The 23,839-nt window shown below is 63.6% G+C and carries 21 protein-coding genes; 13 read left to right on the top strand and 8 right to left on the bottom strand.

The window, feature by feature from the left end; all coding sequences use genetic code 11:
• Positions 1 to 31 precede the first annotated feature (31 nt).
• Positions 32 to 1,258, bottom strand: coding sequence for a diguanylate cyclase (locus tag ACODRW_RS13705; protein WP_107801778.1), 1,227 nt, complete (start codon positions 1,256 to 1,258; stop codon positions 32 to 34).
• Between the two features lie 117 nt (positions 1,259 to 1,375).
• Between ACODRW_RS13705 and ACODRW_RS13700 the strand changes: the two genes are divergently transcribed.
• Positions 1,376 to 4,207 carry a valine--tRNA ligase gene (locus ACODRW_RS13700; protein WP_488905976.1) on the top strand — a complete coding sequence of 944 codons (2,832 nt, stop codon included), beginning with the start codon at positions 1,376 to 1,378 and terminating at the stop codon, positions 4,205 to 4,207.
• 71 nt (positions 4,208 to 4,278) lie between these two features.
• The gene (locus ACODRW_RS13695) at positions 4,279 to 5,100 is read left to right on the top strand and encodes a DUF2971 domain-containing protein (RefSeq protein ID WP_488905975.1); all 822 of its coding nucleotides are present in this window, start codon (positions 4,279 to 4,281) and stop codon (positions 5,098 to 5,100) included.
• Between the two features lie 14 nt (positions 5,101 to 5,114).
• Here ACODRW_RS13695 and ACODRW_RS13690 read toward each other — a convergent pair whose 3' ends face one another.
• Positions 5,115 to 5,618: a hypothetical protein gene (locus ACODRW_RS13690; protein ID WP_488905974.1), complete on the bottom strand. Its 504-nt coding sequence runs from the start codon at positions 5,616 to 5,618 to the stop codon at positions 5,115 to 5,117.
• 651 nt (positions 5,619 to 6,269) lie between these two features.
• Between ACODRW_RS13690 and ACODRW_RS13685 the strand changes: the two genes are divergently transcribed.
• The 3 genes from ACODRW_RS13685 to ACODRW_RS13675 all read left to right on the top strand — a co-directional run bounded on the left by ACODRW_RS13685 (position 6,270) and on the right by ACODRW_RS13675 (position 8,974).
• Positions 6,270 to 6,782 carry a hypothetical protein gene (locus tag ACODRW_RS13685; RefSeq protein ID WP_488905973.1) on the top strand — a complete coding sequence of 171 codons (513 nt, stop codon included), beginning with the start codon at positions 6,270 to 6,272 and terminating at the stop codon, positions 6,780 to 6,782.
• 120 nt (positions 6,783 to 6,902) lie between these two features.
• Complete coding sequence (locus tag ACODRW_RS13680) at positions 6,903 to 8,021, top strand: hypothetical protein (RefSeq protein WP_253315466.1); 1,119 nt, start codon at positions 6,903 to 6,905, stop codon at positions 8,019 to 8,021.
• Positions 8,022 to 8,059: 38 nt separating this feature from the next.
• On the top strand, positions 8,060 to 8,974 hold the full coding sequence (locus ACODRW_RS13675) for a tetratricopeptide repeat protein (RefSeq protein WP_488905972.1): 915 nt from the start codon (positions 8,060 to 8,062) through the stop codon (positions 8,972 to 8,974).
• A gap of 33 nt (positions 8,975 to 9,007) precedes the next feature.
• Here ACODRW_RS13675 and ACODRW_RS13670 read toward each other — a convergent pair whose 3' ends face one another.
• A complete protein-coding gene (locus tag ACODRW_RS13670) occupies positions 9,008 to 10,081 on the bottom strand; it encodes an alkene reductase (RefSeq protein WP_488905971.1) in 1,074 nt (357 codons plus the stop codon).
• 102 nt (positions 10,082 to 10,183) lie between these two features.
• Here ACODRW_RS13670 and ACODRW_RS13665 point away from each other — a divergent pair, with 102 nt between their 5' ends.
• Positions 10,184 to 11,053, top strand: coding sequence for a LysR family transcriptional regulator (locus tag ACODRW_RS13665; protein ID WP_253315463.1), 870 nt, complete (start codon positions 10,184 to 10,186; stop codon positions 11,051 to 11,053).
• Here ACODRW_RS13665 and ACODRW_RS13660 read toward each other — a convergent pair.
• Both ACODRW_RS13660 and ACODRW_RS13655 read right to left on the bottom strand, forming a co-directional pair.
• Positions 11,022 to 11,546, bottom strand: a complete 525-nt coding sequence (locus ACODRW_RS13660; RefSeq protein WP_488905970.1) for a hypothetical protein — start codon at positions 11,544 to 11,546, stop codon at positions 11,022 to 11,024. The genes ACODRW_RS13665 and ACODRW_RS13660 overlap by 32 nt on opposite strands.
• Positions 11,543 to 12,019 (bottom strand): MarR family winged helix-turn-helix transcriptional regulator, encoded by a 477-nt coding sequence (locus tag ACODRW_RS13655; RefSeq protein ID WP_235088857.1) that lies wholly within the window; start codon positions 12,017 to 12,019, stop codon positions 11,543 to 11,545. The genes ACODRW_RS13660 and ACODRW_RS13655 overlap by 4 nt, the downstream gene beginning before the upstream one ends.
• Before the next feature lie 263 nt (positions 12,020 to 12,282).
• Here ACODRW_RS13655 and ACODRW_RS13650 point away from each other — a divergent pair, with 263 nt between their 5' ends.
• Entirely contained in the window at positions 12,283 to 12,957 is a 675-nt protein-coding gene (locus ACODRW_RS13650) for a hypothetical protein (protein ID WP_146176637.1), read from the top strand.
• A 447-nt stretch (positions 12,958 to 13,404) separates the two neighbouring features.
• Entirely contained in the window at positions 13,405 to 13,680 is a 276-nt protein-coding gene (locus ACODRW_RS13645) for a hypothetical protein (protein ID WP_107801776.1), read from the top strand.
• A gap of 4 nt (positions 13,681 to 13,684) precedes the next feature.
• Here the strand turns inward: ACODRW_RS13645 and ACODRW_RS13640 are convergent, their stop codons facing one another.
• The gene (locus tag ACODRW_RS13640) at positions 13,685 to 14,590 is read right to left on the bottom strand and encodes a LysR substrate-binding domain-containing protein (RefSeq protein WP_227108087.1); all 906 of its coding nucleotides are present in this window, start codon (positions 14,588 to 14,590) and stop codon (positions 13,685 to 13,687) included.
• Between the two features lie 120 nt (positions 14,591 to 14,710).
• On the opposite strand from ACODRW_RS13640, the gene ACODRW_RS13635 reads away from it, so the two are divergent.
• Complete coding sequence (locus tag ACODRW_RS13635; RefSeq protein WP_107799322.1) at positions 14,711 to 15,637, top strand: DMT family transporter; 927 nt, start codon at positions 14,711 to 14,713, stop codon at positions 15,635 to 15,637.
• A gap of 18 nt (positions 15,638 to 15,655) precedes the next feature.
• Here the strand turns inward: ACODRW_RS13635 and ACODRW_RS13630 are convergent, their stop codons facing one another.
• Both ACODRW_RS13630 and ACODRW_RS13625 read right to left on the bottom strand, forming a co-directional pair.
• Entirely contained in the window at positions 15,656 to 16,204 is a 549-nt protein-coding gene (locus ACODRW_RS13630) for a disulfide bond formation protein B (RefSeq protein WP_107799321.1), read from the bottom strand.
• 10 nt (positions 16,205 to 16,214) lie between these two features.
• Positions 16,215 to 16,370 carry a DUF5993 family protein gene (locus tag ACODRW_RS13625; RefSeq protein WP_158274275.1) on the bottom strand — a complete coding sequence of 52 codons (156 nt, stop codon included), beginning with the start codon at positions 16,368 to 16,370 and terminating at the stop codon, positions 16,215 to 16,217.
• Positions 16,371 to 16,636: 266 nt separating this feature from the next.
• On the opposite strand from ACODRW_RS13625, the gene ACODRW_RS13620 reads away from it, so the two are divergent.
• The 4 genes from ACODRW_RS13620 (at position 16,637) to urtB (ending at position 23,836) form a co-directional block, all read left to right on the top strand.
• Positions 16,637 to 19,978, top strand: a complete 3,342-nt coding sequence (locus ACODRW_RS13620) for a hybrid sensor histidine kinase/response regulator (RefSeq protein ID WP_488905969.1) — start codon at positions 16,637 to 16,639, stop codon at positions 19,976 to 19,978.
• Positions 19,954 to 20,871 carry a response regulator gene (locus ACODRW_RS13615; protein WP_488905968.1) on the top strand — a complete coding sequence of 306 codons (918 nt, stop codon included), beginning with the start codon at positions 19,954 to 19,956 and terminating at the stop codon, positions 20,869 to 20,871. The genes ACODRW_RS13620 and ACODRW_RS13615 overlap by 25 nt, the downstream gene beginning before the upstream one ends.
• Before the next feature lie 130 nt (positions 20,872 to 21,001).
• Positions 21,002 to 22,267, top strand: a complete 1,266-nt coding sequence (gene urtA / locus ACODRW_RS13610; RefSeq protein WP_488905967.1) for an urea ABC transporter substrate-binding protein — start codon at positions 21,002 to 21,004, stop codon at positions 22,265 to 22,267.
• Between the two features lie 18 nt (positions 22,268 to 22,285).
• Positions 22,286 to 23,836, top strand: coding sequence for an urea ABC transporter permease subunit UrtB (gene urtB, locus ACODRW_RS13605; RefSeq protein ID WP_488905966.1), 1,551 nt, complete (start codon positions 22,286 to 22,288; stop codon positions 23,834 to 23,836).
• The last annotated feature ends 3 nt before the right edge of the window (positions 23,837 to 23,839 follow it).

The raw sequence follows: 23,839 nt of genomic DNA, 5'->3' as shown, positions 1-23,839 counted from the left end.
TCGCGGCGCGCAGCGGATTGTGAACCGGCTCTCAGCCGCCGCACACCTGATTGCGGCCGTGCTGCTTGGCGTGATACAGCCGCTCGTCCGCCAGCTTCAGCAGCCGGCTGACCTCGGGCATGTCGGACGCCGCCACGCCTATGCTCACCGTGTAGCGCAGCCCGCCCTTGGCGGTGGTCAGGATACAGCCCTCTATCGCCAGGCGCAGGCTCTCCAGCCGGCACACCATGTCCAGCTCGATGGGGCTGGGGCTGAGAATCACGAACTCCTCGCCGCCAAAGCGCGCCACGATGCCGTCCGGGAAAAACTGCTCCATCAGCCGCGCGGTGTTGCAGATCACCTGATCGCCCACATCGTGGCCGTATTGATCGTTCACCCGCTTGAAGTGATCGATGTCCAGCACCGCCACCCCGTAGCCGTTCTTCAGCTGCATCACCTGCTCAAAAAAATGCCGGCGGTTGGATAAATTGGTCAGCGGGTCGCGGTCCGCGGTTTCCTTCAGGGATTCCAGGTTCTCCACAAACTCCACATTGCGGGTGACGCGGCAGAAGAACTCCTCAAAGTTAAACGGCTTTTGCAGAAAGTCGTCCGCCCCGGCCTTGATGAAGCGCGTGGTCATGGTGGGGTCCTGGTTGCCGGAAATGCCGATGATGGCCAGGCGGTCGTGATCCAGGAAGCGGCGTATCGTGCTGGTCATCCGTACCCCGTCCATGCCCGGCATGTCGTTGTCGCTCAGCACCAGCTTGATGTGCTTGTCGCGGTGCAAAATCTCCAGCGCCTGCTTGGCGTCCTCCGCCTCCAGCACCTGGTAGCGGTGGCGCTCCAGGTTCTCGCGCAGAAACTGGCGGTAGGACGCGGAATCGTCCACCACCAGCACCTTGATGCCCGGATTCTTGCGGATGCGGGTCAGCATCCGCATCACGTAATCAAAGGCCGCCGGGCTTTCCTTGCTGACGTAATCCACCACCGGCAGCTGCAAGATGCGGTCGCGCACCTCGCCGTCGGTGCGCGAAGTCAGCACGATGGTGGGGATGGCCTCTTGAAACAGCAAGGGCAAATGCTCGCCGCCGGGCGAATCCGGCAAATTGTAATCCGCCACCGCGGCGAGGAAATGCTGGCCGGACGTCAGCGCCTCGCGCACCTCCAGCAGCGAACACACCGGCACCGGCGTAAGGCCGATTTCCTCCACCATGCGGCACAAGGGGCGGATCAACACCATGCTGTCTTCAATCACCAAAACGCGCGTTTCTTCGCTCATCGTCCGCATATCCCTTGCCTACCGCCTGATCCGCCCGCGCCGGCTCTCGGAGAACACTCCAAAACCGGGTATAATCGACCCATTTTTTCCATTCTAGAAGAACTACGATTCATCACCATGGAACTTGCCAAAAGCTTTGAACCCGGCGACATCGAACGTCGCTGGTACGATCAGTGGGAACAGGCCGGCTACTTCAAGCCCAGCATGGACACCGCCAAACCGTCCTTCGCCATCCAGCTGCCGCCGCCCAATGTGACCGGCACCCTGCACATGGGCCACGCCTTCAATCAGACTATTATGGACGGTCTGACCCGGTATTACCGGATGAAGGGCGACAACACCTTGTGGGTGCCCGGCACCGACCACGCCGGCATCGCCACCCAGATCGTGGTGGAGCGCCAACTGGCCGAGCAGGGCGTCAACCGCCACGACCTGGGCCGCGACGCCTTCACCTCCAAAGTGTGGGAATGGAAAGAGCAGTCCGGCGGCACCATCACCAGCCAGATGCGCCGCGTCGGCTGCTCCGTGGACTGGGACCGCGAATACTTCACCATGGACGACACCCGCGCCGAAGTGGTGACCGAAGTCTTCGTCCGCCTGTTCGAACAAGGCCTGATCTACCGCGGCAAGCGCCTGTCCAACTGGGACTCCAAGCTGGGCACCGCCATCTCCGACCTCGAAGTGGTTTCCGAGGAAGAAGACGGCCACATGTGGCACATCAAATACCCGGTGGTGGGTAGCGACGAGTTCGTCACCGTCGCCACCACCCGTCCGGAAACCCTGCTGGGCGACGTGGCTGTGGCCATCGCCCCGGACGACGAGCGCTATCAGCACCTGCTGGGCAAGCAGCTGGAACTGCCGCTCACCGGCCGCCAGATCCCGGTGATCGCCGACGAATACGTGGACAAAGAGTTCGGCACCGGCTTCGTCAAGATCACCCCGGCGCACGACTTCAACGACTACCAAGTGGGCAAGCGCCACAGCACCCAGCTTATCAACGTGATGAGCCTGGAAGCCAAAATCCTGGCCAAGGCGCAGATCTTCGGCTTCGACGGCAGCGCCCAGGGCGTGATCGAACTGCCGGCCGCCTACGCCGGCCTCAGCACCCAGGACGCGCGCAAAGCCATGCTGGCGGACCTGCAAGCCCAGGGCTACCTGCTGGACACCAAGCCGCACAAACTGATGGTCCCGCGCGGCGATCGCACCGGCACCGTGATCGAACCGCTGCTGACCGACCAATGGTTCGTCGCCATGGACAAAGTGGCGCTGGACAAAGACGGCAATCCGGACCCCACCGGCCAATCCATTGCCGCCAAGGCGATTGAAGCCGTGGAAAGCGGCGAAGTGCGCTTCATCCCGGAAAACTGGGTCAACACCTACAACCAGTGGATGAAGAACATCCAGGACTGGTGCATCAGCCGCCAACTGTGGTGGGGCCACCAAATCCCGGCCTGGTACGACGAAGACGGCAACATCTACGTGGCCCGCAGCGAAGCCGACGCCCAGGCGCAAGCGCCGGGCAAGACCCTGCGCCGCGAACAAGACGTGCTGGACACCTGGTTCAGCTCCGCCCTGGTGCCGTTCTCCACCCTGGGCTGGCCGCAAGACACCCCCGAACTGCGCGCCTTCCTCACCTCCAATGTGCTGGTGACCGGCTACGAAATCATCTTCTTCTGGGTCGCCCGGATGATCATGATGACCAAGCACTTCACCGGCAAGGTTCCGTTCCGCGACGTCTACATCCACGGCATGGTGCGCGACCACGAAGGCAAGAAGATGTCCAAGTCCGAGGGCAACGTCATCGACCCGGTGGACCTGATCGACGGCATCGCGCTGGAACCGCTGGTGGCCAAGCGCACCACCGGCCTGCGCCGCCCGGAAAAAGCCCCGGCCATCGCCAAGGCCACGGAAAAGCTGTTCCCGGAAGGCATCCCGGCTTACGGCACGGACGCGCTGCGCTTCACCATGGCCAGCTACGCCACCCTGGGCCGCAGCGTCAACTTCGACTTCAAACGCGCCGAAGGCTACCGCAACTTCTGCAACAAGCTGTGGAACGCCACCCGCTTCGTGATGATGAACGTGGAAGGCAAGGACTGCGGCCAGGACGAAAGCCTGCCGCTGGAGTACTCCTTTGTTGACCAGTGGATCATCGGCCGCCTGCAACAGGCCGAGATCGACGTCACCAACGCGCTGGAAACCTACCGCTTCGACATCGCCGCCCAGACCATCTACGAATTCATCTGGAACGAATACTGCGACTGGTACGTGGAACTGGCCAAGGTGCAGCTGCAAACCGGCAACGAAGCCCAGCAGCGCGCCACCCGCCGCACCATCGTCCGCGTGCTGGAAGTGGCGCTGCGCCTGACCCACCCGCTGATGCCCTTCATCACCGAAGAGCTGTGGCAGACCGTGGCCCCGCTGGCCAACGCCAAGACCACCCCGTCCATCATGCTGGCCCCGTGGCCGGTGGCGGACGCCGGCAAGATCAACGCCGCCGCCAACAGCCGCATGGACGCGTTCAAGGACATGGTCAACGCGGTGCGCAATCTGCGCGGCGAAATGGGCATCGGCCCGGCCGTCAAAGCGCCGCTGTTCATCGAAACCGGCGACGCCACGGTGGCGGACTTCGTGCCCTATCTCAAGCTGCTGGCGCGGCTGACCGAAGGTTCCATCGTTGCCGCTCTGCCGGAAGACGACGCCCCGGTGGCCATCTCCGGCGACGCCCGCCTGATGTTGAAAGTGGAAGTGGACAAGGCCGCGGAAACCGCGCGCCTGTCGAAGGAGCAGGGCAAGGCGGAAGCCGAACTGGCCAAGCTCACCGCCAAGCTGGAAAAGCCGGGCTATGTCGACAAAGCTCCGGCCCACCTGGTGGAGCGCGACAAGGCGCAGTTGGCTGAGTTGAAGGACAAGCTGGACAAGATCAAGGTGCAGTTGGCTAAACTAGCTTGATGCTGATGTTGTGAAGATCAAAAGCCCTATTGCTATCAGCATGGGGCTTTTTTTTAGAGGGGAGGAACAGCATGATTTTGTATAAATACTATTCAAAAGATAGTTGGGAAAAATATATTCTGGGGCAGTGTACAATAATGTACAAAAATCCATTTTATTTTAATGATCCGTTCGAGACGACTGCAGCGGAGTTTGAGAATGACTGGAGGGGTCGTCCTTTACATGGCTTTAATCGGGATCGGGCTATTCGAGAGAGTTCTGTTGTTTTTTGTCTGACGAGAGACTCGTTGAACTCTCTGATGTGGGCGCATTATGGTGATTCACATAAAGGTGTAGTTGTTGGGTTTGATGTGAGTCTGCTGGGAATGAATGATGCTGATAAGTGTGTATTGCCATGTCAGTATGGTAGTGTTGTTTATTCTCGTACTAAGCCTCAGTGGAATTTTGATCACTCACTTAATGAGGAGGTTGCTTATTGTCGAGTCATTGGATTTGATCCGAACTATATTTCGGCTCTTCAGCGAATGTATCTTTGTAAGGGGCAAGAATGGTTTTATGAGGAAGAGGTAAGGGTGGTTCGCCATAGGGACTCATTTGAAAGAAGAAATGTCACTTTTGTTGATGAAAAAGGGGTTGTGGAGAGAGTTAATCCTTTGGCCGTCAAGGAGATTTATTTTGGGATGAATCATGTTGAATATGGCAATAAAGAGGATGTCGATGTGTTTTTTGGTGGTTGGGAGGGTTCGGTGGGAAAAGCTCTAGCGGTTTTTTCTAGTGCGGACATTTTTTTGGTAGATCGTAGAGCCGGTGCTTGGAGTTTGAATAGCCATAAATTGGGAGGGGATTGGAGTCGAGATTTAATTGAGTACTTTAACCCATCGGTAGATGGGTGAGGCTTGAGCTAAATTTAATCTCTCAAAAACTTCCATCCAGAGGTGTTTCTGAATTGAATGTACTTTTGAATTTGTGTTTCAAGTTTATGTAGATTTTTCTCAAAACTGACTAGAGATTTATTGCTTATTTCTTGCATCGTTTCCAAACAAAGTCGATCATTGGTAGTGTTGTTTTCTCTTTCGTGTTTGTGTTTTTTGTATTCATAAACGCTATTGCCATTGTTTTGTATTTCTCCAAGGGTTTCGTAAATTTTATCTTTTTCATCAAATAAGAATTTGGACTCTCTATATGATTTTGTAAATTCAATTTTTTTCTCTATTATTGTTTCTAGAGGGCTGTAGTAGATTGCTTGGTAGTAATTTAGTGCGGATGCATAAATGGAAAATCTTTTGTTGTAAAGCCCCAGTTTCGTCTGGGCGCTATAAATTCTCATTTGCACGTAGGTTACAAAAAAAATGGCGATACTGATTGCGATGGACGCAATGCTAATAATTAAAGTGATATTTTCTTTTTCCATTGTCATTCTAGGGGATTTAAGGTAAATCAAAATTTATTTGATTGACGTTTACTAAGGGGTGTGGGAAGTTAAAGTTGAGTGTGCCCTTGAATAAATAATGTAAGGTTGATATGTTGGTTGTTGGTATCGTCTATGTCAAGTTTTTTGTTGATGTTTATTTGGTGTTTAAGTAAATAATTTTTTGGCTTAATTCGGGGGCATGGGTACTTAAAAATTCAGGTGGGGTTGATTCTAGAGTATGGCGTATTGCTCATATGAACCTGAATACTGTAGGGAGTGAGCGAGAGCATATGGCTGACTAAGACTAAGGCTCCGCACACCAACGATGTGATGAAATACACAGTAGATTTTCGGAGAGCCACGCAAGAGATTTAGTTGTTGAATGTCTTGACTCCCCCCGCCATCTAGCCAACAATGGTCCCCGCGCTGCCACACAAACAGCGCCGGGACTGGTCTCCTGAGTTTGTATCTTGGCGGACACGCCGCGAAAGCGGCATTTTCGTGTCCGGTTGCTATTGCTTTGCCTATTTGGGCGGGCCATGGCAGGGGCGCCCCATGGGCGCGCCGGACCAAGATACCGGTGAGACCAGCCTTGTCATGTGCCCGCCTTGCCGCGTCTATCGGCCAGGCCCTTCATTCAAGGAGGTTGCAATGGCGAAGCCAGTCCGTCCGATGCCCAACATCGAATCCACTCCGTCCCATTCCAAGGATCAAGCCGTCCAGCAGGACAGCGTTTCCCCGCAACAGCCGGCGCTGCGGCGCTCGCAGTATCGCTGTGTTTCCGTGGAAACCAAGGCAACCCGTCTGCCTTTTGTCCGCTTCATTCCGGGCCGCAATCATCCGCATTACTGGCAACCGGCCGAACCCGAGGATTACGCCGAGGCCTGCATGCTGGGCCGCCAGTACGCCGCGCACCTGGCGCTGTGGCTGAAAAGCAATGAGCTGGACGCCGGCCGCGGCCTGCTGCTGCGCATTGCCAGGGATATGGATCACAGCGACCGCAGCCACCGCAACGGTTTGCGCCGCGGCTTTTTCAACTATCTGGAGATCTTGCTGGGCGTGGCCGGGAGGCAGTTGAACCTGTACCGCCACGTGGAGGCGATGCACCAGTTGCAGCGCAGCCGGGATCTGATGGCGTGGCTGGAGGGCAAGCGTAAGCGTTGAGCGAGCTTGAGCGCGGCTTGGCCTGGGTCAAACCGTGCTTGGCGGCTCTAGGCTAATTTCATAGAATGCCCTGCCAGTTGACGCTGGCGGGGTTTTTTTATTGAAAAAGAAAGAATAAGCATGCACAGCATCGTTCAGAAGATTGGCTTGGGCTTACTGTTATGTGGCTCCGTTATGGGCGCGCGCGCGGAGGGTTTTCCCGCCGCCAAGCAGTTTTGGATTGTCGAGGATCAGTTCCCGGTCAAGGGCAACTTGAGTTTGGATCATGTGGCGGAAGACGGTTCCTGGGTAGCTGGCAAGCTCAGTGGCGGCGCTTTTATCTTCAAGCAGATCAAGGGCCGCTTCGTGGTGATCAGCCAACAAGGCGTCAAGCCTTATGGCGGCGAGAATGCCGAGGCGGAATATCACTTCGTTCAGGACGGTGTCGGCCCGGTGGTGAATACCTATCACAACAACAACGCCTGGGTCAGCTTCTCGGTGGGTAAGGATGGAGAAGCTTATCCGGTGCCCTATGTCGCGAGTGATTACGCTTGCGCGGCGGCGCTGCCGCAGGGCGATACCTGGTGCACCAATGCCCGCCAGGAGGAGGTGCCGAAGATGCCGGACCTTTTGACCACGGAAAAGCTTACCCCCAAGAAGTTTGGCCAACATTACTTCTTGGCTGTTAGGTATGGGAAGAGGTTAGAGGAGGCCGGTCTGTCCACCTTCTTTACCTGGACTCGGGCCCTGGGTTGGCAGCCGCAGAGTTTGCAAGCGCTGTACGGAATTGGCGCTAGCGGGCCGGTCTTCTTTGATGGCAGCCAGGATGGCTCGATCATTGTTGGCCATGCCGATCACAACAAGCGGCCAATAAATGGAGGTTGGCTGTTTCAAAGCGTGCCCATTGTCTGGACCCAGAGCGGTGGCGTGAAAGTGCTGAACGGTATTGGCGCGGAACCGGAGGGCGGCGTATCCAGCATCAGCGCCGATGGCCGGGTGATGATAGGCAGTGGGAGCGAATTGAAGATGAATGTGTTCGCGCGCCGCTTGCAAAAAACAGGCGATCCTTACCCTGTGATCTGGAGTGATTCCGACACGGCGATCAAGTTCACCGACTATCTGCAACAACACGGAGTGGAGATTCCCAAAGGCGTGGAATTGGAGGCGTTTCCCTTCTTGATGAGCAAGTCCGGCGAGGTGTTTATGGGCAAGCTCACGAGCGGCAAGCATTTCGTGGTCAAGGTGCCGCGTGCGGACTAGAGCTGGCCGTATTTGAGAATGGGTAAGGGTGAAGGCTAATGAAGATAAAACTAGGTGCTGTAGTGTTTGGATTGTTGGCGCTGGCCGGCGGTGTGGACGCGGCCACGCCCTACCAGGCGTGGCTGGACAAGCCGCTGGAACAGATACGACAGCAGGCGCAGAACAACGACGCCAGCGCTCAGGCGGCGTTGGGCGCGATGTACAAGGACGGCGTCAAGGTTGCGAAGGATAAACAGCAGGCCTTGCTGTGGCTGCGCAAGGCAGCCGAGCAGGGTAATACCAGCGGGCAGATTAGCTTGGCCAATCTTTATGTCGCCGAAGGCAGGGAGGGGGGGTATGAGGCGGCGGCCGAGCTGTACCGTCAAGCCTTCGCCACGCTGCTCAAAGCGGCGGAGCAAGGCGAGGCAGAGCGGCAGCATGATCTTGGCTTCATGTATCTGCATGGCGTTGGCGTGGAGCAGAACGATGCCGAGGCCGCTAACTGGTTCCGCAAGGCGGCGCAGCAGGGCCTGGTGGACGCCGAGGTCAGCTTAGGCTGGATGTATCAGGGCGGGCGCGGCGTGGAGCAGGATTATGGCCAGGCAGCAGACTGGTATCGCAAGGGTGTGGCGCGCGGCTACGACCTGGCGCAAGTCAATCTGGGCTGGATGTACGCCAACGGTTTGGGCATGCAGGCGGATGCGGCCAAGGCGGTGGAGTTGTACCGCCTGGCGGCGGTGCAAGGTCTGGGCAACGCGCAGGTCAGCCTGGGCTGGATGTATTTGCTGGGCAAGGGTGTACGCGCGGATCCCGGTGAGGCTTACGCCTGGTTCGCGGTGGCCAAGGTGAACGGCAGCCCCACCGCGTCGCGCAGTCTGGAGCAGGTCGAGCCCAAGTTGAGCGGCGCCTGGCTGGCGGCGGCCAAGAAGCTGGCGCGGCGCTACATCGCCCAGTATGCGAAGCAGGGCGGCTAGCCGGCGCCCGGCTGGCCGCTGCCATCGCCGCTATTAAGCCGGCTGCGCGTCGCTCAGGGCGGGGTAGTCGGTATAACCCTGTTCGTTCCCGCCGTAGAAGCTGTTCTTGTCGGCCGCGTTCAGCGGCGCATTCCGCTTGAGCCGTTCCACAAAGTCCGGATTGGCCAACACCATGGCGCCGTAGGATTCCAGCTCCGCCAGGCCGGCGGCGATATCGGCGCCGATCTGCTCGCGCGGGCGGCCCGGGCGGTTGAGGATCAGCACGCCTTGCCAGCGTTGGCGCAGATCGGCCAGCAAGGCCTCGTCGCCCAGGTGCATCAGGTGCAGGTAGGCCAGTCCCAGCTTGTTCAGTTCGCTCACCAGATAGCGGTATAGCGCCGGGCCTTGTTCGCCTTCGTCTATGCCCCAGATGCTCAGGCCGGGCGATAGACGGATGGCGGTTCTGTCCGGGCCGATTTCCTCGGCGATGGCGGTGGCCACTTCGATGGCGAAACGGGCGCGGTTTTCCAGGGAGCCGCCGTATTCGTCGTCGCGGGTGTTGGCGCTGGGCGCGAGGAATTGCTGGACCAGGTAGGCGTTGCCGCCGTGGATTTCCACGCCGTCGGCGCCGGCTTCAATGGCGCGGCGGGCGGCGCGGCGGAAGTCCTGCACCGTCTGGCGCACTTGTTCGGCGCTCAGCGCGCGCGGGCTGGGAATCGGCTGCATCCCCGTGGCGGTGAACATGCCGGCGCCCGGGGCGATGGCGGAGGGCGCGACGCCCAGCTCATGGCGCGGGGTGTTGTCCGGGTGGCTCATGCGGCCGGCGTGCATCAGCTGGATGAAGATACGCCCGCCCTGGGCATGGACGGCGTCCGTGGTGTGTTTCCAGCCGGCGACGTGGGCGTCGGTGTAGATGCCGGGGGTGGCGAGGTAGCCTTGGCCCGCGTCGGACGGCTGGGTGCCTTCGCTGATGATCAGGCCGAGGCCGGCGCGCTGGGCGTAATAACGGGCGGCCAGCGGGCTCGGGCTGCCGTCCGCCTGGGCGCGGGAACGGGTCATCGGGGCCATGACCAGGCGGTTGCTCAGGGTGAGGCCGGCGAGGCGGGCGGGGTCGAATACGGTGTTCATTGTGCTTTCTCCTATTGGTGGGGTGCTCTCATCATCGCCGGCTTTATTTGTGAGATAAATAGGGTATTTTGGATAATACTGATCCATTATTGGAGCAATTAGGTGGAATTGCTAAACGATATGGCTTTGTTCGTCGAGGTGGTCAAGGCCAAGGGCTTCCGCAATGCGGCGGAGGCGATCGGGGTGCCGAACTCCACGCTGTCGCGGCGGATTGCCGCGCTGGAGAAGTCGATAGGGCTGCGCTTGTTGCACCGCACGACTCGCCGGATAGAGCTGACCGAGGCCGGGCTGCTTTACTACGAGCGCTGCCGGCGCATCGTCGACGAGGCCCGGCTGGCGCACGAGCGATTGGGCGAGATGCTGGCCCAGCCCAGCGGGGTGTTGCGCGCCTCGCTGCCGGTGGATTTCGCCGTGACCTATCTGGCGCCGATGATCGCCGAGTTTGCGCGGCTTCATCCCGGCATCGATTTCGATTTGGACCTGACTCCCCGGCGCGTCGATCTGGTGAGCGAGCCTTTCGACGTGGCGGTGCGCATGGGGACGCCGGAAAGTTCGCAATTGATCGCGCGGACCTTGGGCGCGCTGACGCCCGGGCTGTACGCCTCGCCCGGCTATCTGGCCCGCGCGGGCGAGCCGGCAAGCCCGGCGGAGCTGGCGGGGCATCAGTGCCTGAGCGTGCTGAAGCCCGACGCCTGGACCTTCCACGGCGAAGGGCGGGAGCTCGCCGTTGCGGCGGGCGGGCGCTTCGCCTTGAACAGCATCGGCTTGGCCAAGCGGCTGGCGACGCTGGACATGGGCATTGTGCTGATGCCGGAGGAGATTGTCGCGGACGAGGTGGCCAGCGGCGGCCTGCGCCGGATCATGCCCGGCTGGCACGGCACGCCGGTGCCGGTGTACGCGCTGACGGAAACCCGTTTGCTGCCGGCCAAGACCCAGCGCTTCATCGAGTTTTTACAGCAGCGCCTGCGTTGACGCCATGGCCGTCCGCCGTGAAGCGGCCGCGAGCGCCGGGCCGCCAAACGCCGACGGCGGCGGTGATCACGATCAGCAGGATGTTGAGCCCGCCGCCTATCGCCTCGCGCAGGGTGGCGGCCTGAAAGTCCGCGCCCGGCGCGCCGCCCGTACCCTCAAGCAGCGCGGCTTGGGCCAGTTGATTGGCCGTGTCCACCGCCGGCACCACCACGAAGCTGGCGTTGAGCAGGATCAGCAGCGTCAGGCCCAGCTTGAGCTGGAAGAAGCGGTTGCGCGGGCCGTAACGCCGGTAGCCCAGCAGCAGGCCGCTGATCAACATCAGCCACAGGCCGGGCACGGTCAGCGCCCAGGTGCCGATATGGATGTACTGCCGCGTCTGCGCCAGCAGGGCCGGGGCGGCCGGGGCGGTTTCGGACAGCACGATCCAGGCCAGAATGCTGCCCAGGAACAGGGCCAGCGCGATGAAGTGGATGAGTTTGAGGAAGCGGTTCATTTCTCTTCTCCAATGGGCGGGCTGAGCGTTTCCAGCACGCGCAGCAGTTGTTGCAGGGTTTGGCGGGCGGCGTCGAAGTCCGCGTCGGGCAGCTGTTGCGCCAGTTGCGCGGTCCACCGTGCCTGGCAATCTTGGGTGCCGGCCACGGTGCGTTCGCCCTTGGCGCTCAGCCGGTACAGCGGGGAGCGGGCGTGTTGGGGGTTGGGCAGCACGTCGAAATAGCCTTCCTCCACCAGCTTGTGCAGCTGTTTTTGCGCGCCTTGGCGGCTGATGCCCATGCGGGCGGCGATTTGCGGCGCGGTTTGCGGGCCGTCGGCCAGGCCCACCGCGCCGAGCACCTGCCAGCGCGCGCTATTGATGCCCAGGTGGGCCACCAGTTGGTCGCCTCTTTCCAGCAGGGCGCCGTTCAGGCGGAAGATCAGCAACATCAGCTCGGTGATGTCTTGAGGGCGATGGTTTTGTTGGGTGGACATGGGGTTTCTCTGTTTGACAACCGGTTGCCATTATTGACAACCAGTTGTCAGATTGCAAGATCATTTTGGTCTGGGCATGAATACGGTTGCTTGGAGGCGGCAAGTCAGGGCGAGGGCTTCAGGCCGGGCGGGCGCGTTCATTGGGCGGCAATGGATGATGAATGCGTATGTACTTGTAAATACAGTCAAAAATGAAAATGTAATTTCTATGTTAGCATCGTCGGCTTCCTAAAAAGCGCAGTTCAAAGCCAATGAAAAAATGCTTGCCCTTCTTGATGTTGCTCAGCCTGCACGCCCATGCCGATGATGAGGCGCTGCGCCAGATGTTCAATTGCGACGGCAGTTTCTTTCGCTACATCGCCCAGCCCGGCAAGGCCGTTCCCGGCCTGCCGGTGACGGTGGAAAACGGCCGCGCCGCGTTGCGGATGCAGCCTGTCCGCGATCAGGCGCAGGAGATGGAGGAGGACGTCAGCGGCGCGTCCGAAGGCTTGACGTCGCTGCTGCGCCATTCCGCCATCGATCAGCCGGTGGCGTTGACGCCGCAGTGGGCCTTGCGCGATTACGTGGAAGAACACTTCCACAACACTAATGGTCCGATGGACGTCAACGGGGTGTTGGAGTCCTATAACTGGGGTTTCCGCTTGCTGGGGCAGCGGGATATGACGCTCCAGCAATTCGTCGCCCAGCGGCCGGATCTGACATTCAGCTGCGACAAGGAAAAGGGCGGCGTCTGTACGCTGTACCGCCAATGGGACAAGGGCGCGTGGAAAACCATCAAGCCCGAGCAGCAGTACGCGGACGTGCCGCGTTTGTTGTTGACGGCCTCCAAGTCCGACCCCCGGCATTTCTCGCTGGAGTGTTCCTTGCTGGTGGAGGGCGAGCGTCTGCCGCCGGGCTTGATCAAGGCCTTGCAACCGGATTGGGCTTTGAATTTCTGAGAACCTGTTTACGATCTGCTGCGCGTCGTGAGACGCGGCACGGCGAGTACCCCTTCGAAATGCTCATAGGCCGTGTGTACACTCCGCTTTCTCAGCGGTTTTCGCCTTGTCTCGCCTTAGCTCGCGAGATCGTAAACACGTTCTGAGAGCCGCTTTACGCTGCGCGTCTGTCCGTATGCTGACGCGATGCCCATGATGAATCCAGCCCCTACGCGGGGCTTTTTTCATGCGTGCGCGGCTTGGCCGGCGACGCCGAGCGGCTGGCCAAAGTCTGTTTGGCGATATGAAAATGATAAATGGGAATTTAGTTTGAAATGTGAATTACGTAGTAATAACTAAAGCCTTGCCCTGGCGCGGGAGCCCTTGCTATACCGGCATTGGGCGGGGCAAGCGAAGCGGGCTCCGTGTTGTTTCCAGTGTTGGATAACTCATTACGGGAGCATGATCATGTCTGAACAATTGCTGGGTGGTTGGTCCGGTTTCCAGCCGGTGGATGAAAAAGACCGCAAGGTTTTCCATCAGGCCACGGAAGGTTTGCTGGGCGTGAAATACGTGCCGCTGGCGGTGTCCACGCAAGTGGTGGCCGGAGAGAACTATATTTTCCTGGCCAGCGCGGAGGTGGTGTATCCCGGCGCGCAGCCGCATCTGGTGGCGGTGTACATCTACCAGCCGCTGGGCGGCAAGCCGCCGCATGTGACCCGCATCGAGAACGTGCGTCTGTAGGCCCTTAGCCAAGACGCTGTTGCGCAACAAGCCCGCCGCCCGGCGGGCTTTTGTTTTGGGCCGCCGCGGCTTGTTCCAGCAGCCATTGTTTGAAGACGCCCATTTCCGGGTCGCGCATGAGGTCCGGACGGTGTATCAGGTAATAAGCGAGGGCGCTGCGCAGCGGCGGCGCCGGCAGTTCCCGCAGCCGGCCGGCGGCCAGTTCGGCTTGCAGCAAGGAGCGCCGCGCCAGCGCGTAGCCGCGGCCGGCCAGCGCGGCCTCTATGGCGGCGTTGGAGTCCACGCAGACCACGCCTTGTTCGCAGTCCAGTTCCAGGCCGGCGGCGCGGCTCCACAGCCGCCAGTCGCCGCGGTGTTCGTCGTGCAGCAGCCGCTCGCCGCCGAGGGCGTCCAGCCGCGCCGGCAGCGCGGGCGCGCATACCGGCGTCAGTTCGTCGTCCAGCAGCTTGCAGGCGCTGAGGCCGGGGTAATCGCCCAGGCCGTGGCGCACGGCGAAGTGGATGTTTTCGGCGGCGAGGTCGACCACGCGGTTGCCGGTGCTGACGTGGACGTCGATCCGCGGGTGCTCGCGCATGAAGCCCTGCAGCCGGGGCAGCAGCCATTGCGCGCCAAACGAGGGGGTGCAGCTGAGCAGGATTACGCGGCGGGCGCCGGTCAGCCGCGCGGTGGCGTGGTCTATCAGGTCCAGCGCTTGCCGGCAGGCGGCCAGGTAGTCGCGGCCGGCGGCGTTGAGCGTCAGGCCGCGCGCGCGGCGCTCGAACAGCGGCTGGCCCAGGCAGTCTTCCAGCTTGCGCAGTTGCTGGGAGACCGCGCCGGGGGTGACGTGCAGTTCTTCGGCGGCCAGCTTGACGCTGAGCCGGCGCGCGGCGGCTTCGAAGAAGCGCAGGGATTCCAGCGGCGGTTTGGGCATATGAGTTTAGATTTTCTAAATCGTCAGGCAGGAAAAATCGTTTGTTTGCGGCATCTATGCGGTTGATGATTTCAGTATCTGGTTTAGCAAAGTTAAATACAAGGCGAAGGGAGAGGCATCATGGGAATGGCGAGCTTGAGTCGTTTGCTGTTGTTGGCGGCCTTGTGGGGCGGCAGCTTTTTGTTCATGCGCATCGCCGCGCCGGCGCTGGGCGCGTTGCCGACGGCGTTTGGCCGGGTGGCGCTGGGGGCGGCGGGCCTGCTGGGGCTGATCGCCTTGTTGCGGGTGGGGCTGTCCTTCAAGGGCAAGCTGGCCGCCACCTTGCTGCTGGGGGTGATCAATTCCGGCTTGCCCTTTCTCTTGTTCGCGCTGGCGGCCCGGGTGTTGCCGGCCGGCTATAGCGCGATCCTGAACGCCAGCACGCCGCTGATGGGGGTGTTGATCGGCGCGGCGGCGTTTGGGGAACGCATTAGCGCCAACAAGCTGGCCGGCGTGCTGATCGGCCTGGCCGGCGTGGCGGTGCTGACGCAGACGGGCCCGCTGGCGACGGGAACGGCGGCTTTGTGGGGCGTGGCGGCTTGCCTGGCGGCCACCGCCTGTTACGGCCTGGCCGGTTTTCTGACCAAGCGCTGGATTGCGGACCGCGGCGGGCTGGACAGCCGCGTGGTGGCTCTGGGCAGCCAGTTGGGCGCGGTCTTGCTGCTATTGCCCTTGATGGCCTGGCAGGCGAGTTCCCAGCCGCTGGGCTGGCCGGAGGCGGGGGCGGAGGTGTGGCTGGCGATGCTGGCCTTGGGCCTGCTGTGCACGTCGCTGGCCTATGTCTTGTATTTCCGCCTGATCGCCGACGTCGGCCCGCTGAAGGCGCTGACGGTGACGTTTCTGATTCCGCCCTTCGGCATTTTCTGGAGCTGGCTGGCGCTGGGAGAGACGGCGACGCTGTCCCAGGCTCTGGGCGGCGCCTTGATCGCGCTGGCGCTGTGGCTGGTGCTGCGGCCGGAAGCGCCGGCGGCGCGCGCCGCCGCGCCGGACGAGGATTGGTCGATCTAGCGGCGGCGCGGCGCGGGCTTAATTGAGCAGCAGATAGCTGATCGGGCTTTCTCCGCAAGCCGCCAGCCCGCATTCCAGGAATACGGACAGGGCGTTGCCCAGCAGCAGGGCCATGGTCAGGGCGACGCCGGCCTTGGCCAGCCGGCCCAGCTGCGCCGGGGGCTGACGGTCGAAGCTGTGTTCGCGCTGGCACTGCATCAGCAGCAGGCCGCAGCCGATGAAGACGGCGAAAAAGGCGATGGCGGCCCAGGTGTAGAAATGAAGGCCCAGGATGGGCGGGCCGAAGCCGGCGTCGCCGGGGGCGATGTGCAGCAGCACTTGACGGCCGGCCACGGCGAAGCCGGCGGCGGCGGCCAGCAGCATCATGCCGTAATGGCCGGGCTTGTCGCCCAGCAGCACATTGGCGGCCAGCGCCACCGCGATGGCGCACAAGGCCACGCGTTGCAGCAGGCAGAGCGGGCAGGGCAGCTCATGCTGGGCGAACTGGAAGTAGAAGGCGACCAGCAGCATCAGGTTGATCAGCAGCAGGCCCAGTTGGTTCAACTTGTCGGTGAGGTTGTGCGTCATGTCGGGTTCCTCACAGCGAAATGGGCAGACTGCTGGTGGCGTGGAACTTGAACCAGTACAGCGTGAGCGCGAAGGCCAGGCCCCAGCAGGCGTAGGCCCATTGGCGCTTGCGCAGGATCAAGGCCAGCAATGAGGCGGCCAATAGCAGAAACAGCAGGGTATCCATCGGGAATTCCTTAATGTGGCGGGCCGGCGGAGCCGGCCTGGGTGGTGGTTGCCAATCAATATTAGCGCTTGCTTAATGTTGTGTGAATAGCTTGTTTGCAGGCGGCGGCCCGAAATTCGCCGCTGAATCAGTACATTCGCCATTCGTATCGTATAAAACGGCGCGCAGGGCGGCGATGGGAAATGGCGGCCTTTTGCCGCGCGCGGCGGCGCTTGGCAGGCTTTTTGCATTAAAGCAGTTGTTAGCATCGCCTCAAGGCCGCCGCCATGTCCGCTTCCCATCCCGCGCCGCTTTACGCGGTGAAAGTTCGCCGCGATTACAACAGTTGGGTGGCGCGCGAGTCGCTGGAAGACTATGCCTTGCGCTATACCCCGCAGAGCTTCCGGCGCTGGTCGCCGTGGCGGGTGGCGCACACCGCGCTGGGCGGCGCCGCCGCTTTTCTGGTGTTGGAGGCGGTGGGCGCGGCGATGCTGACGGCGGGCGGCTTCGTCAATGCGGCCTGGGCCATTCTGGCGGTGGGGCTGGTGATTCTGCTGGCCGGCCTGCCTATCAGCGTTTACGCCGCCCGCTACGGCGTGGACATGGATCTGCTGACCCGCGGCGCCGGCTTCGGCTATCTGGGTTCCGCCGTCACCTCTTTGCTGTACGCGGCCTTCACCTTTATTTTCTTCGCGCTGGAAGCGGCCATCATGGCCTATGCGCTGGAGTTGGGCTTCGGCCTGCCGCCGGCCTGGGGCTATGTGCTGTGCACCGTGGCGGTGCTGCCGCTGGTGGCCCACGGCGTCACCGCCATCAGCCGGCTGCAAGTCTGGACCCAGCCGCTGTGGCTGGGCTTGCTGTTGCTGCCCTATGGTTTCGTGCTGGCGCGCCAGCCGGAGGCCTTGAGCGGCTTTTGGCACTACGCCGGGGCGGAAGGCGGTGCGGGCGGCTTCGATCTGCGTCGTTTTGGTGCGGCTTTCGGCATCGGCATCGCCTTGATCGCGCAGATGGGGGAGCAGGCGGACTATCTGCGCTTCATGCCGCCGCCCGCCGCCGGCCAGCGCCGCCGCTGGTGGCTGGCCTGCCTGGCCGGGGGCCCGGGCTGGGTATTGCCCGGCATGCTGAAGATGTTGGGCGGCGCGCTGCTGGCCTGGCTGGTTCTGGACCATGGTCAGGTCGGCGGGCCGGCGCCGGATCCGGCGCGCCTGTATTGGTTCGGCTACGCCCGGATCTGGGGCGACGGCCGGCTGGCGCTGGCGGCGACGGTGCTGTTCGTGCTGCTGTCGCAGCTGAAGATCAATGTCACCAATGCCTACGCCGGTTCGCTGGCCTGGTCCAATTTCTTCGCGCGGCTGACCCATAGCCATCCGGGGCGGGTGGTGTGGGTGGCTTTCAATCTCTTGATCGCGCTCTTGCTGATGGAGCTGGAGATTTTCCAGGCGCTGGCGCACGTGCTGGCGCTGTTCGCCAATCTGGCCATCGCCTGGATGGTGACCGTGGCGGCGGATTTGGCCATCAACAAGCCGCTGGGGCTGAGCCCGCCGGGCATTGAGTTCCGCCGCGGCTATCTCTACGACGTCAATCCGGTGGGGCTGGGTTCGCTGCTCCTGGCCTCGGCGGTTTCGGTGTCGGCGCATCTGGGGGCGCTGGGCGAGCAGATGCAGCCGCTGGCCCCCTTCCTGTCCTTGCTGACCGCCTTGCTGGCCACGCCGGTGCTGGCCTGGCTCAGCGGCGGCCGTTATTACCTGGCGCGACAGCCGGCGTCGCCGCCGGCTCCGCCGCAGCGCTGCGTATTGTGCCGCCGCCAGTACGAGCCGCCGGACATGGTCAGTTGCCCAGCGTATCGCGGCTGGATCTGTTCCTTGTGCTGCACGCTGGACGCGCGTTGCGAGGACCGCTGCAAGCCCAAGGCGCGGCTGGACAAGCAGTGGCGCGCCTGGCTGAGCCGGCTGCTGCCGCGGGGCTGCCGGCCGTATCTGCAACGCGGCCTGGCCGATTATCTGCTGCTGATGACGCCCATGCTGGCGGGGCTGGGCCTGCTTATGGCCGGCTTGTCCTTTTGGGCGCGGAGCCGCCCGGCCTTGGAGGGGCTGGCGGCGCGGCTGCCGCAATTGGGCGCGGGCCTGCTGCTGGGCTGCAGCGTGCTGGCCTGGTGGCTGGTCTTGTTGCGGCAGAGCCGGCAGGTGGCGCGGCAGGAATCCAAGCGGCAGACCCAGCGCTTATTGCGCGAGATCGCTTCCCATCGCCGCACCGACGCCTTGCTGCAAAAGGCGCGCCGCGACGCGGAGCAGGCCAATCAGGCCAAGAGCCGCTACGTGAGCACGCTCAGCCATGAGCTGCGTACGCCGCTGAACAGCATGCTGGGTTATGCGCAGATCCTGGACGGGGACCTGGAGATTCCGCCGTCGAAACGGCCGGCGCTGGCGGTGATCCGCCGCAGCGGGGATCACCTGCTGTCGGTGATCGAGGGCACGCTGGATCTGGCGCGGATAGAAAGCGGCCGGCTCAGCCTGGAGCCGCGGCCGCTGGACTTCGCCGCGCTGATCGGCCAATTGACGGCGATGTTCCAGCTGCAGGCACGGGACAAGGGCCTGGACTTCCGCTTCCTGCCGCAAGGCGAGTGGCCGGCGCTGGTGCGCGCCGACGAACGGCGGCTGCGGCAGATTCTGATCAATTTGCTGGGCAACGCGGTCAAGTTCACCACTCATGGCGAGGTCAGCCTGGGCCTGCGTTATCAGGGCGAGGTGGCGTGTTTTGAAATTGCCGACACCGGGCCCGGCATCGCGCCGGAGGAGGCCGAGCGCGTGTTCGAGCCGTTTGAGCGCGGCGGCGGGGCCGCCGGCCAGAGCGGCAGCGGGCTGGGGCTGACCATTGCGGGCATGCTGACCTCGCTGATGGGCGGGGAGCTGAGGCTGGACAGCCGGCCGGGCGGGGGCTGCGTGTTCACGTTGCGCCTGTTCCTGCCGCGGCTGGGCGCCGCGCCGGCGGCGCCCTTGTCGGCGCGCGTCGGCTACCAGGGCCGGAGGCGGCGGGTGCTGCTGGTGGACAATCATGAGCAGGACCGGGAGATGCTGGCCAGCGCTTTGTCGCCCCTGGGTTTCGAGGTGGAGCAGGCGGCCGGCGGCCAGGCTTGCCTGGACTGGCTGGAGCAGGCCGGGACGCTGCCGGATCTGGTGTGCATGGATCTGGCGATGCCGGGCCTGGACGGCTGGGAAACCCTGCGGCGCATCCGTCGCCGGCACGGCGACGCGCCTGCGCTGGCGGTGATTTCCGCCAACGCCTTCGAGCGGGGACAGGACAACGACGCGGGCATCCGCGCCGAGGATTTCTTCGTCAAGCCCATCCGCGTCGAGCAGCTGCTGGACTGGATAGGCCGACGCTTGCAGCTGGAGTGGCTGAGCGGCGAGGAGCCGGCGCTGCGCTGGCCGCCGGAGGAGGCGCTGGACGAGTTGCGGCAGGCTTTGCGGCGCGGCTATCTGCGCGGCGCGCGCGCCGCCTTGCTGCGCATGGAGGTGGGCGCGCTGGGGGCGGACCCGGCTTACGGGCCGTTTCTGGCGCGGGCGCGGAGCCTGCTGGACGGCTGCCGGCTGGACGAATTGCTGCGATGGCTGCCGGGAGCGCCGGCGTGAGCGCGCCGCGGCCGGAGCGGGCGACGGTGCTGATCGTGGACGATCAGCCGGAAAACCTGGCCTTGCTGCACGATGCGCTGGACCTGGCCGGCTACCGGGTCTTGCTGGCCACGGACGGCGCGGCGGCCTTGGGCCGCGCCGCCGAGTGCCGGCCGGACATCATTCTGCTGGACGCGTTGATGCCGGGCATGGACGGCTTCGAGACGGCGCGGCGCTTGAAGGCGGGGGCGGAAACGCAGGCGATTCCCATCGTGTTCATGACCGGGCTCAGCGACAGCGAGCACGTGCTGGCGGCGTTTGCCGCCGGCGGCGCGGACTACGTGATCAAGCCGCTGCGGCCGGCGGAGGTGCTGGCGCGGCTGGCCGCCCATATCGGCAGCGCGCGCCAGCTGTGCCGGGCGCGGCAGGCGCTGGAGGCGTCGGGCCAGGCCTTGCTGGCGGCGGACCCGGCCAGCGGCCGGCCGCTGTGGCTGACCGAGCGCGCGCGCGGCCTGCTGCAAGCCCACGGCTGGTCCGAGGCGGCGCTGGCGGCGCGTTGGCGGCCCTGGCTGGCCCAGGCCGCGGCGGGGGCCAGCCTGACCTTGGCCGAAGGCGACGGCGCGGCCTTGCTGGCGCGGCGGCTGGCCGGGGACGAGTGCCTGCTGGCCTTGAGCGAGGCGGGAGACGGCGCGGCGCCGCGGCGCCTGATGCGGGCGCTGGGGCTGACTCCGCGCCAGGCCGAGGTGCTGCATTGGCTGAGCCTGGGCAAGACCAACCGCGATATCGGCGACATCCTCGGCATGAGTCCGCGCACCGTCAACAAGCACCTGGAGCATGTGTTCGCCCGCCTGGGGGTGGAGACCCGCACCTCGGCCGCGGCGCTGGCCTTGCGCAGCGCCGGCGGCGGCGGGTGACGGGGCATACGTCATGTAACGTATTCCGGCCGGGCGGGCCGGGGCTTAGTCTGATCCTGCAGTGCAACAATTCCTCGCCGGGCCGGCCGGACGGCCTCCCGGCGCTTCAGGATCGCCCCAGGAGCTTCCCATGTTGATTCGCCCTCATGTCTTGTCTTCCCTTGCGCTGAGCCTGGCGCTGAGCGGCTTCGGCGCCGCGCCGGCTCTCGCCGCCGACACCATCAAGGTGGGGGTGTTGCACTCCCTGTCCGGCACCATGGCCATTTCCGAAACCTCGCTCAAGAATATGGCGCTGTTCGCCATCGACCAGATCAACGCCGAAGGCGGGGTCTTGGGCAAGAAGCTGGAGCCGGTGGTGGTGGACCCGGCGTCCAACTGGCCGCTGTTCGCGGAGAAGGCGCGCCAATTGCTGAGCCGCGACAAGGTGGCGGCGACCTTCGGCTGTTGGACTTCGGTGTCGCGCAAATCGGTGTTGCCGGTGTTCGAGGAACTGAACGGCCTGCTGTTCTACCCGGTGCAGTACGAGGGCGAGGAAATGTCGCCCAATGTGTTCTACACCGGCGCCGCGCCCAATCAGCAGGCGATCCCTGCGGTGGAATACCTGATGAGCAAGGAGGGCGGCGGCGCGCGGCGCTTCTTCCTGCTGGGCACGGATTACGTCTATCCGCGCACCACCAACAAGATTCTGCGCGCCTTTCTCAAAACCAAGGGGGTCAAGGACGCGGACATCCAGGAGGCCTACACCCCGTTTGGCCATAACGATTACCAGACCATCGTCGCCAACATCAAGAAGTTCGCCGCCGGCGGCAAGACCGCGGTGGTGTCCACCATCAACGGCGACTCCAATGTGCCGTTCTACAAGGAACTGGGCAATCAGGGCCTGAAGGCGGCCGAGGTGCCGGTGATGGCGTTCTCGGTGGGCGAGGAGGAGCTGAAGGGCATCGACGCCAAACCGCTGGCCGGCCATCTGGCGGCCTGGAATTACTTCATGAGCGTGAGAAATCCGGTCAACGCCAAGTGGGTGGCGGACTACCGCGCCTGGGCGCGCAAGAAGGGCGTCGCCGGGGCGGACAAGCTGGTGACCAACGATCCGATGGAGGCGACCTATGTCGGGGTCCGGCTGTGGGCGCAGGCTGTGCGCAAGGCCGGCGGCACCGACGCGGCCGCGGTGAGCAAGGCCCTGGCCGGGCTGCGGATGGACGCGCCGTCCGGCTTCACGCTGGAAATGGACGCCCGCAACCATCATTTGCGCAAGCCGGTGATGATTGGCGAGATTCAGCCCAACGGGCAGTTCTCGGTGGTGTGGAAGAGCCGGAGCGTGGTGCGCGCCCAGCCGTGGAGCCCGTATCTGCCCGGCAACGACAAGCGGCCGGACACCCCGGTGAAAAGCAAGTGAGCCGGAAAGGAGCCCGCCATGTCCTGGAGTAAAGCCCTGCCTTGGGCGCTGGCGCTGTGGTGCGCCGCGGCCGGCGCCGGCCCCTTGGCCGAGCTGGCCGGAGCCGATCCGGCCGAACGCGCCGGCTTGATCGAAAGCTGGGCGCCGCGCCCGGACGCCGAGCGCCGCGCGGCGGTGGCCACCTTGGAGCAGGGCCGGCTATTGCAGTCCGCCGACGGTCTGCGCGTGCTGTGGCAGCGGCCGGACGGCGCGCTTGGCGACGCGGTGTCCGGCCAGCCGGCGGCGGGCGACGCCGCCAGCCTGGAACCGCTGCCGTTGAACAACCGGCTGCGCGGCGCCCTGGCGGTGTTTCACGCGGTCGACGAACTGGCCGCGGCGGACCCCGGGCGGCGGCTGGCCGCGGTCCGCGCGCTGGCCGACAGCGGGAACCCGGCGCTGCTGCCCTTGCTGAGGGAACGCTTGGCGAGGGAGGGCGACGCCGAGCTGCGGCGCGCGCTGGAACGGGCCGGCGCCCGCCTGTCGCTGAGCAGTCCGGACCCGGCGCAGCGGCGGGCCGCCGCCATGGCGCTGGCGGACAGCGGCGATCCGGCGGCCTTGGCCTTGCTGGCGCCCTTGACCGACGCCGCCGCGATGAGGGCGCAAGCGGCCATCCGCGCCAGCGTGCGGATAGACAATCTGCTGGGCGCGGCCTTCGCCGGCCTCAGCCTGGGTTCGGTGCTGCTGCTGGCGGCCTTGGGCCTGGCCGTCACTTACGGCCTGCTGGGCGTGATCAATATGGCGCATGGCGAAATGCTGATGCTGGGGGCCTATGTCGCCTACGCGGCGCAAAGCCTGTTCCACAGCCGCTGGCCGGCCGCCGCCGACGCCTATCTGGCGCTGGCCCTGCCGGCGGCCTTCCTGCTGACCGCCGCCGTGGGCATGGCGCTGGAGAGGCTGGTGATCCGCCACCTCTACGGCCGCCCGCTGGAAACGCTGCTGGCCACCTGGGGCATCAGCCTGGTGTTGATGCAGCTGGTGCGGACCTTGTTCGGCGCGCAAAACGTGGCGGTGGCCAACCCCGGCTGGCTGAACGGCGGCTGGGCCTTGAGCCCGGCGCTGACGCTGCCCTACAACCGCATCGCCGTCATCCTGTTCTCCGCGCTGACGCTGGGCCTGGTCTGGCTGGCGCTGAACCGCAGCCGGCTGGGCCTGTTCGTGCGCGCGGTGACTCAGAACCGGCGCATGGCGGACAGCCTGGGCGTGGCCACCGGGCGGGTGGACATGTTGGCCTTCGGCCTGGGCAGCGGCATCGCCGGCCTGGGCGGAGTGGCGCTGAGCCAGATCGGCAATGTCGGCCCGGACCTGGGTCAGGGCTATATCGTCGACAGCTTCATGGTGGTGGTGCTGGGCGGGGTGGGCCAGCTGGCCGGCGCGGCATGGGGCGCGCTGGGCCTGGGCGTGGCCAACAAGCTGTTGGAGCCGGCGCTGGGCGCGGTGCTGGGCAAGATTCTGATCCTGGCCGGCATCATTCTGTTCATCCAAAAACGTCCGCAAGGCCTGTTCGCCCTCAAGGGCCGGGCCGTGGATTAGGAG

The sequence above is a fragment of the Chromobacterium sp. FG89 genome (assembly GCF_057808735.1).
The sequence above is the reverse complement of the archived record's forward strand: the minus strand, read 5'-3'. Positions and strand labels throughout refer to the sequence as shown.

Coding starts and splice junctions, on each gene's coding strand:
- ACODRW_RS13705 (WP_107801778.1), bottom strand. CDS start 1,258: ATGAGCGAAGAAACGCGCGTTTTGGTGATTGAAGACAGCATGGTGTTG.
- ACODRW_RS13700 (WP_488905976.1), top strand. CDS start 1,376: ATGGAACTTGCCAAAAGCTTTGAACCCGGCGACATCGAACGTCGCTGG.
- ACODRW_RS13695 (WP_488905975.1), top strand. CDS start 4,279: ATGATTTTGTATAAATACTATTCAAAAGATAGTTGGGAAAAATATATT.
- ACODRW_RS13690 (WP_488905974.1), bottom strand. CDS start 5,618: ATGGAAAAAGAAAATATCACTTTAATTATTAGCATTGCGTCCATCGCA.
- ACODRW_RS13685 (WP_488905973.1), top strand. CDS start 6,270: ATGGCGAAGCCAGTCCGTCCGATGCCCAACATCGAATCCACTCCGTCC.
- ACODRW_RS13680 (WP_253315466.1), top strand. CDS start 6,903: ATGCACAGCATCGTTCAGAAGATTGGCTTGGGCTTACTGTTATGTGGC.
- ACODRW_RS13675 (WP_488905972.1), top strand. CDS start 8,060: ATGAAGATAAAACTAGGTGCTGTAGTGTTTGGATTGTTGGCGCTGGCC.
- ACODRW_RS13670 (WP_488905971.1), bottom strand. CDS start 10,081: ATGAACACCGTATTCGACCCCGCCCGCCTCGCCGGCCTCACCCTGAGC.
- ACODRW_RS13660 (WP_488905970.1), bottom strand. CDS start 11,546: ATGAACCGCTTCCTCAAACTCATCCACTTCATCGCGCTGGCCCTGTTC.
- ACODRW_RS13655 (WP_235088857.1), bottom strand. CDS start 12,019: ATGTCCACCCAACAAAACCATCGCCCTCAAGACATCACCGAGCTGATG.
- ACODRW_RS13645 (WP_107801776.1), top strand. CDS start 13,405: ATGTCTGAACAATTGCTGGGTGGTTGGTCCGGTTTCCAGCCGGTGGAT.
- ACODRW_RS13640 (WP_227108087.1), bottom strand. CDS start 14,590: ATGCCCAAACCGCCGCTGGAATCCCTGCGCTTCTTCGAAGCCGCCGCG.
- ACODRW_RS13635 (WP_107799322.1), top strand. CDS start 14,711: ATGGGAATGGCGAGCTTGAGTCGTTTGCTGTTGTTGGCGGCCTTGTGG.
- ACODRW_RS13630 (WP_107799321.1), bottom strand. CDS start 16,204: ATGACGCACAACCTCACCGACAAGTTGAACCAACTGGGCCTGCTGCTG.
- ACODRW_RS13625 (WP_158274275.1), bottom strand. CDS start 16,370: ATGGATACCCTGCTGTTTCTGCTATTGGCCGCCTCATTGCTGGCCTTG.
- ACODRW_RS13620 (WP_488905969.1), top strand. CDS start 16,637: ATGTCCGCTTCCCATCCCGCGCCGCTTTACGCGGTGAAAGTTCGCCGC.
- ACODRW_RS13615 (WP_488905968.1), top strand. CDS start 19,954: ATGGCTGCCGGGAGCGCCGGCGTGAGCGCGCCGCGGCCGGAGCGGGCG.
- urtA (WP_488905967.1), top strand. CDS start 21,002: ATGTTGATTCGCCCTCATGTCTTGTCTTCCCTTGCGCTGAGCCTGGCG.
- urtB (WP_488905966.1), top strand. CDS start 22,286: ATGTCCTGGAGTAAAGCCCTGCCTTGGGCGCTGGCGCTGTGGTGCGCC.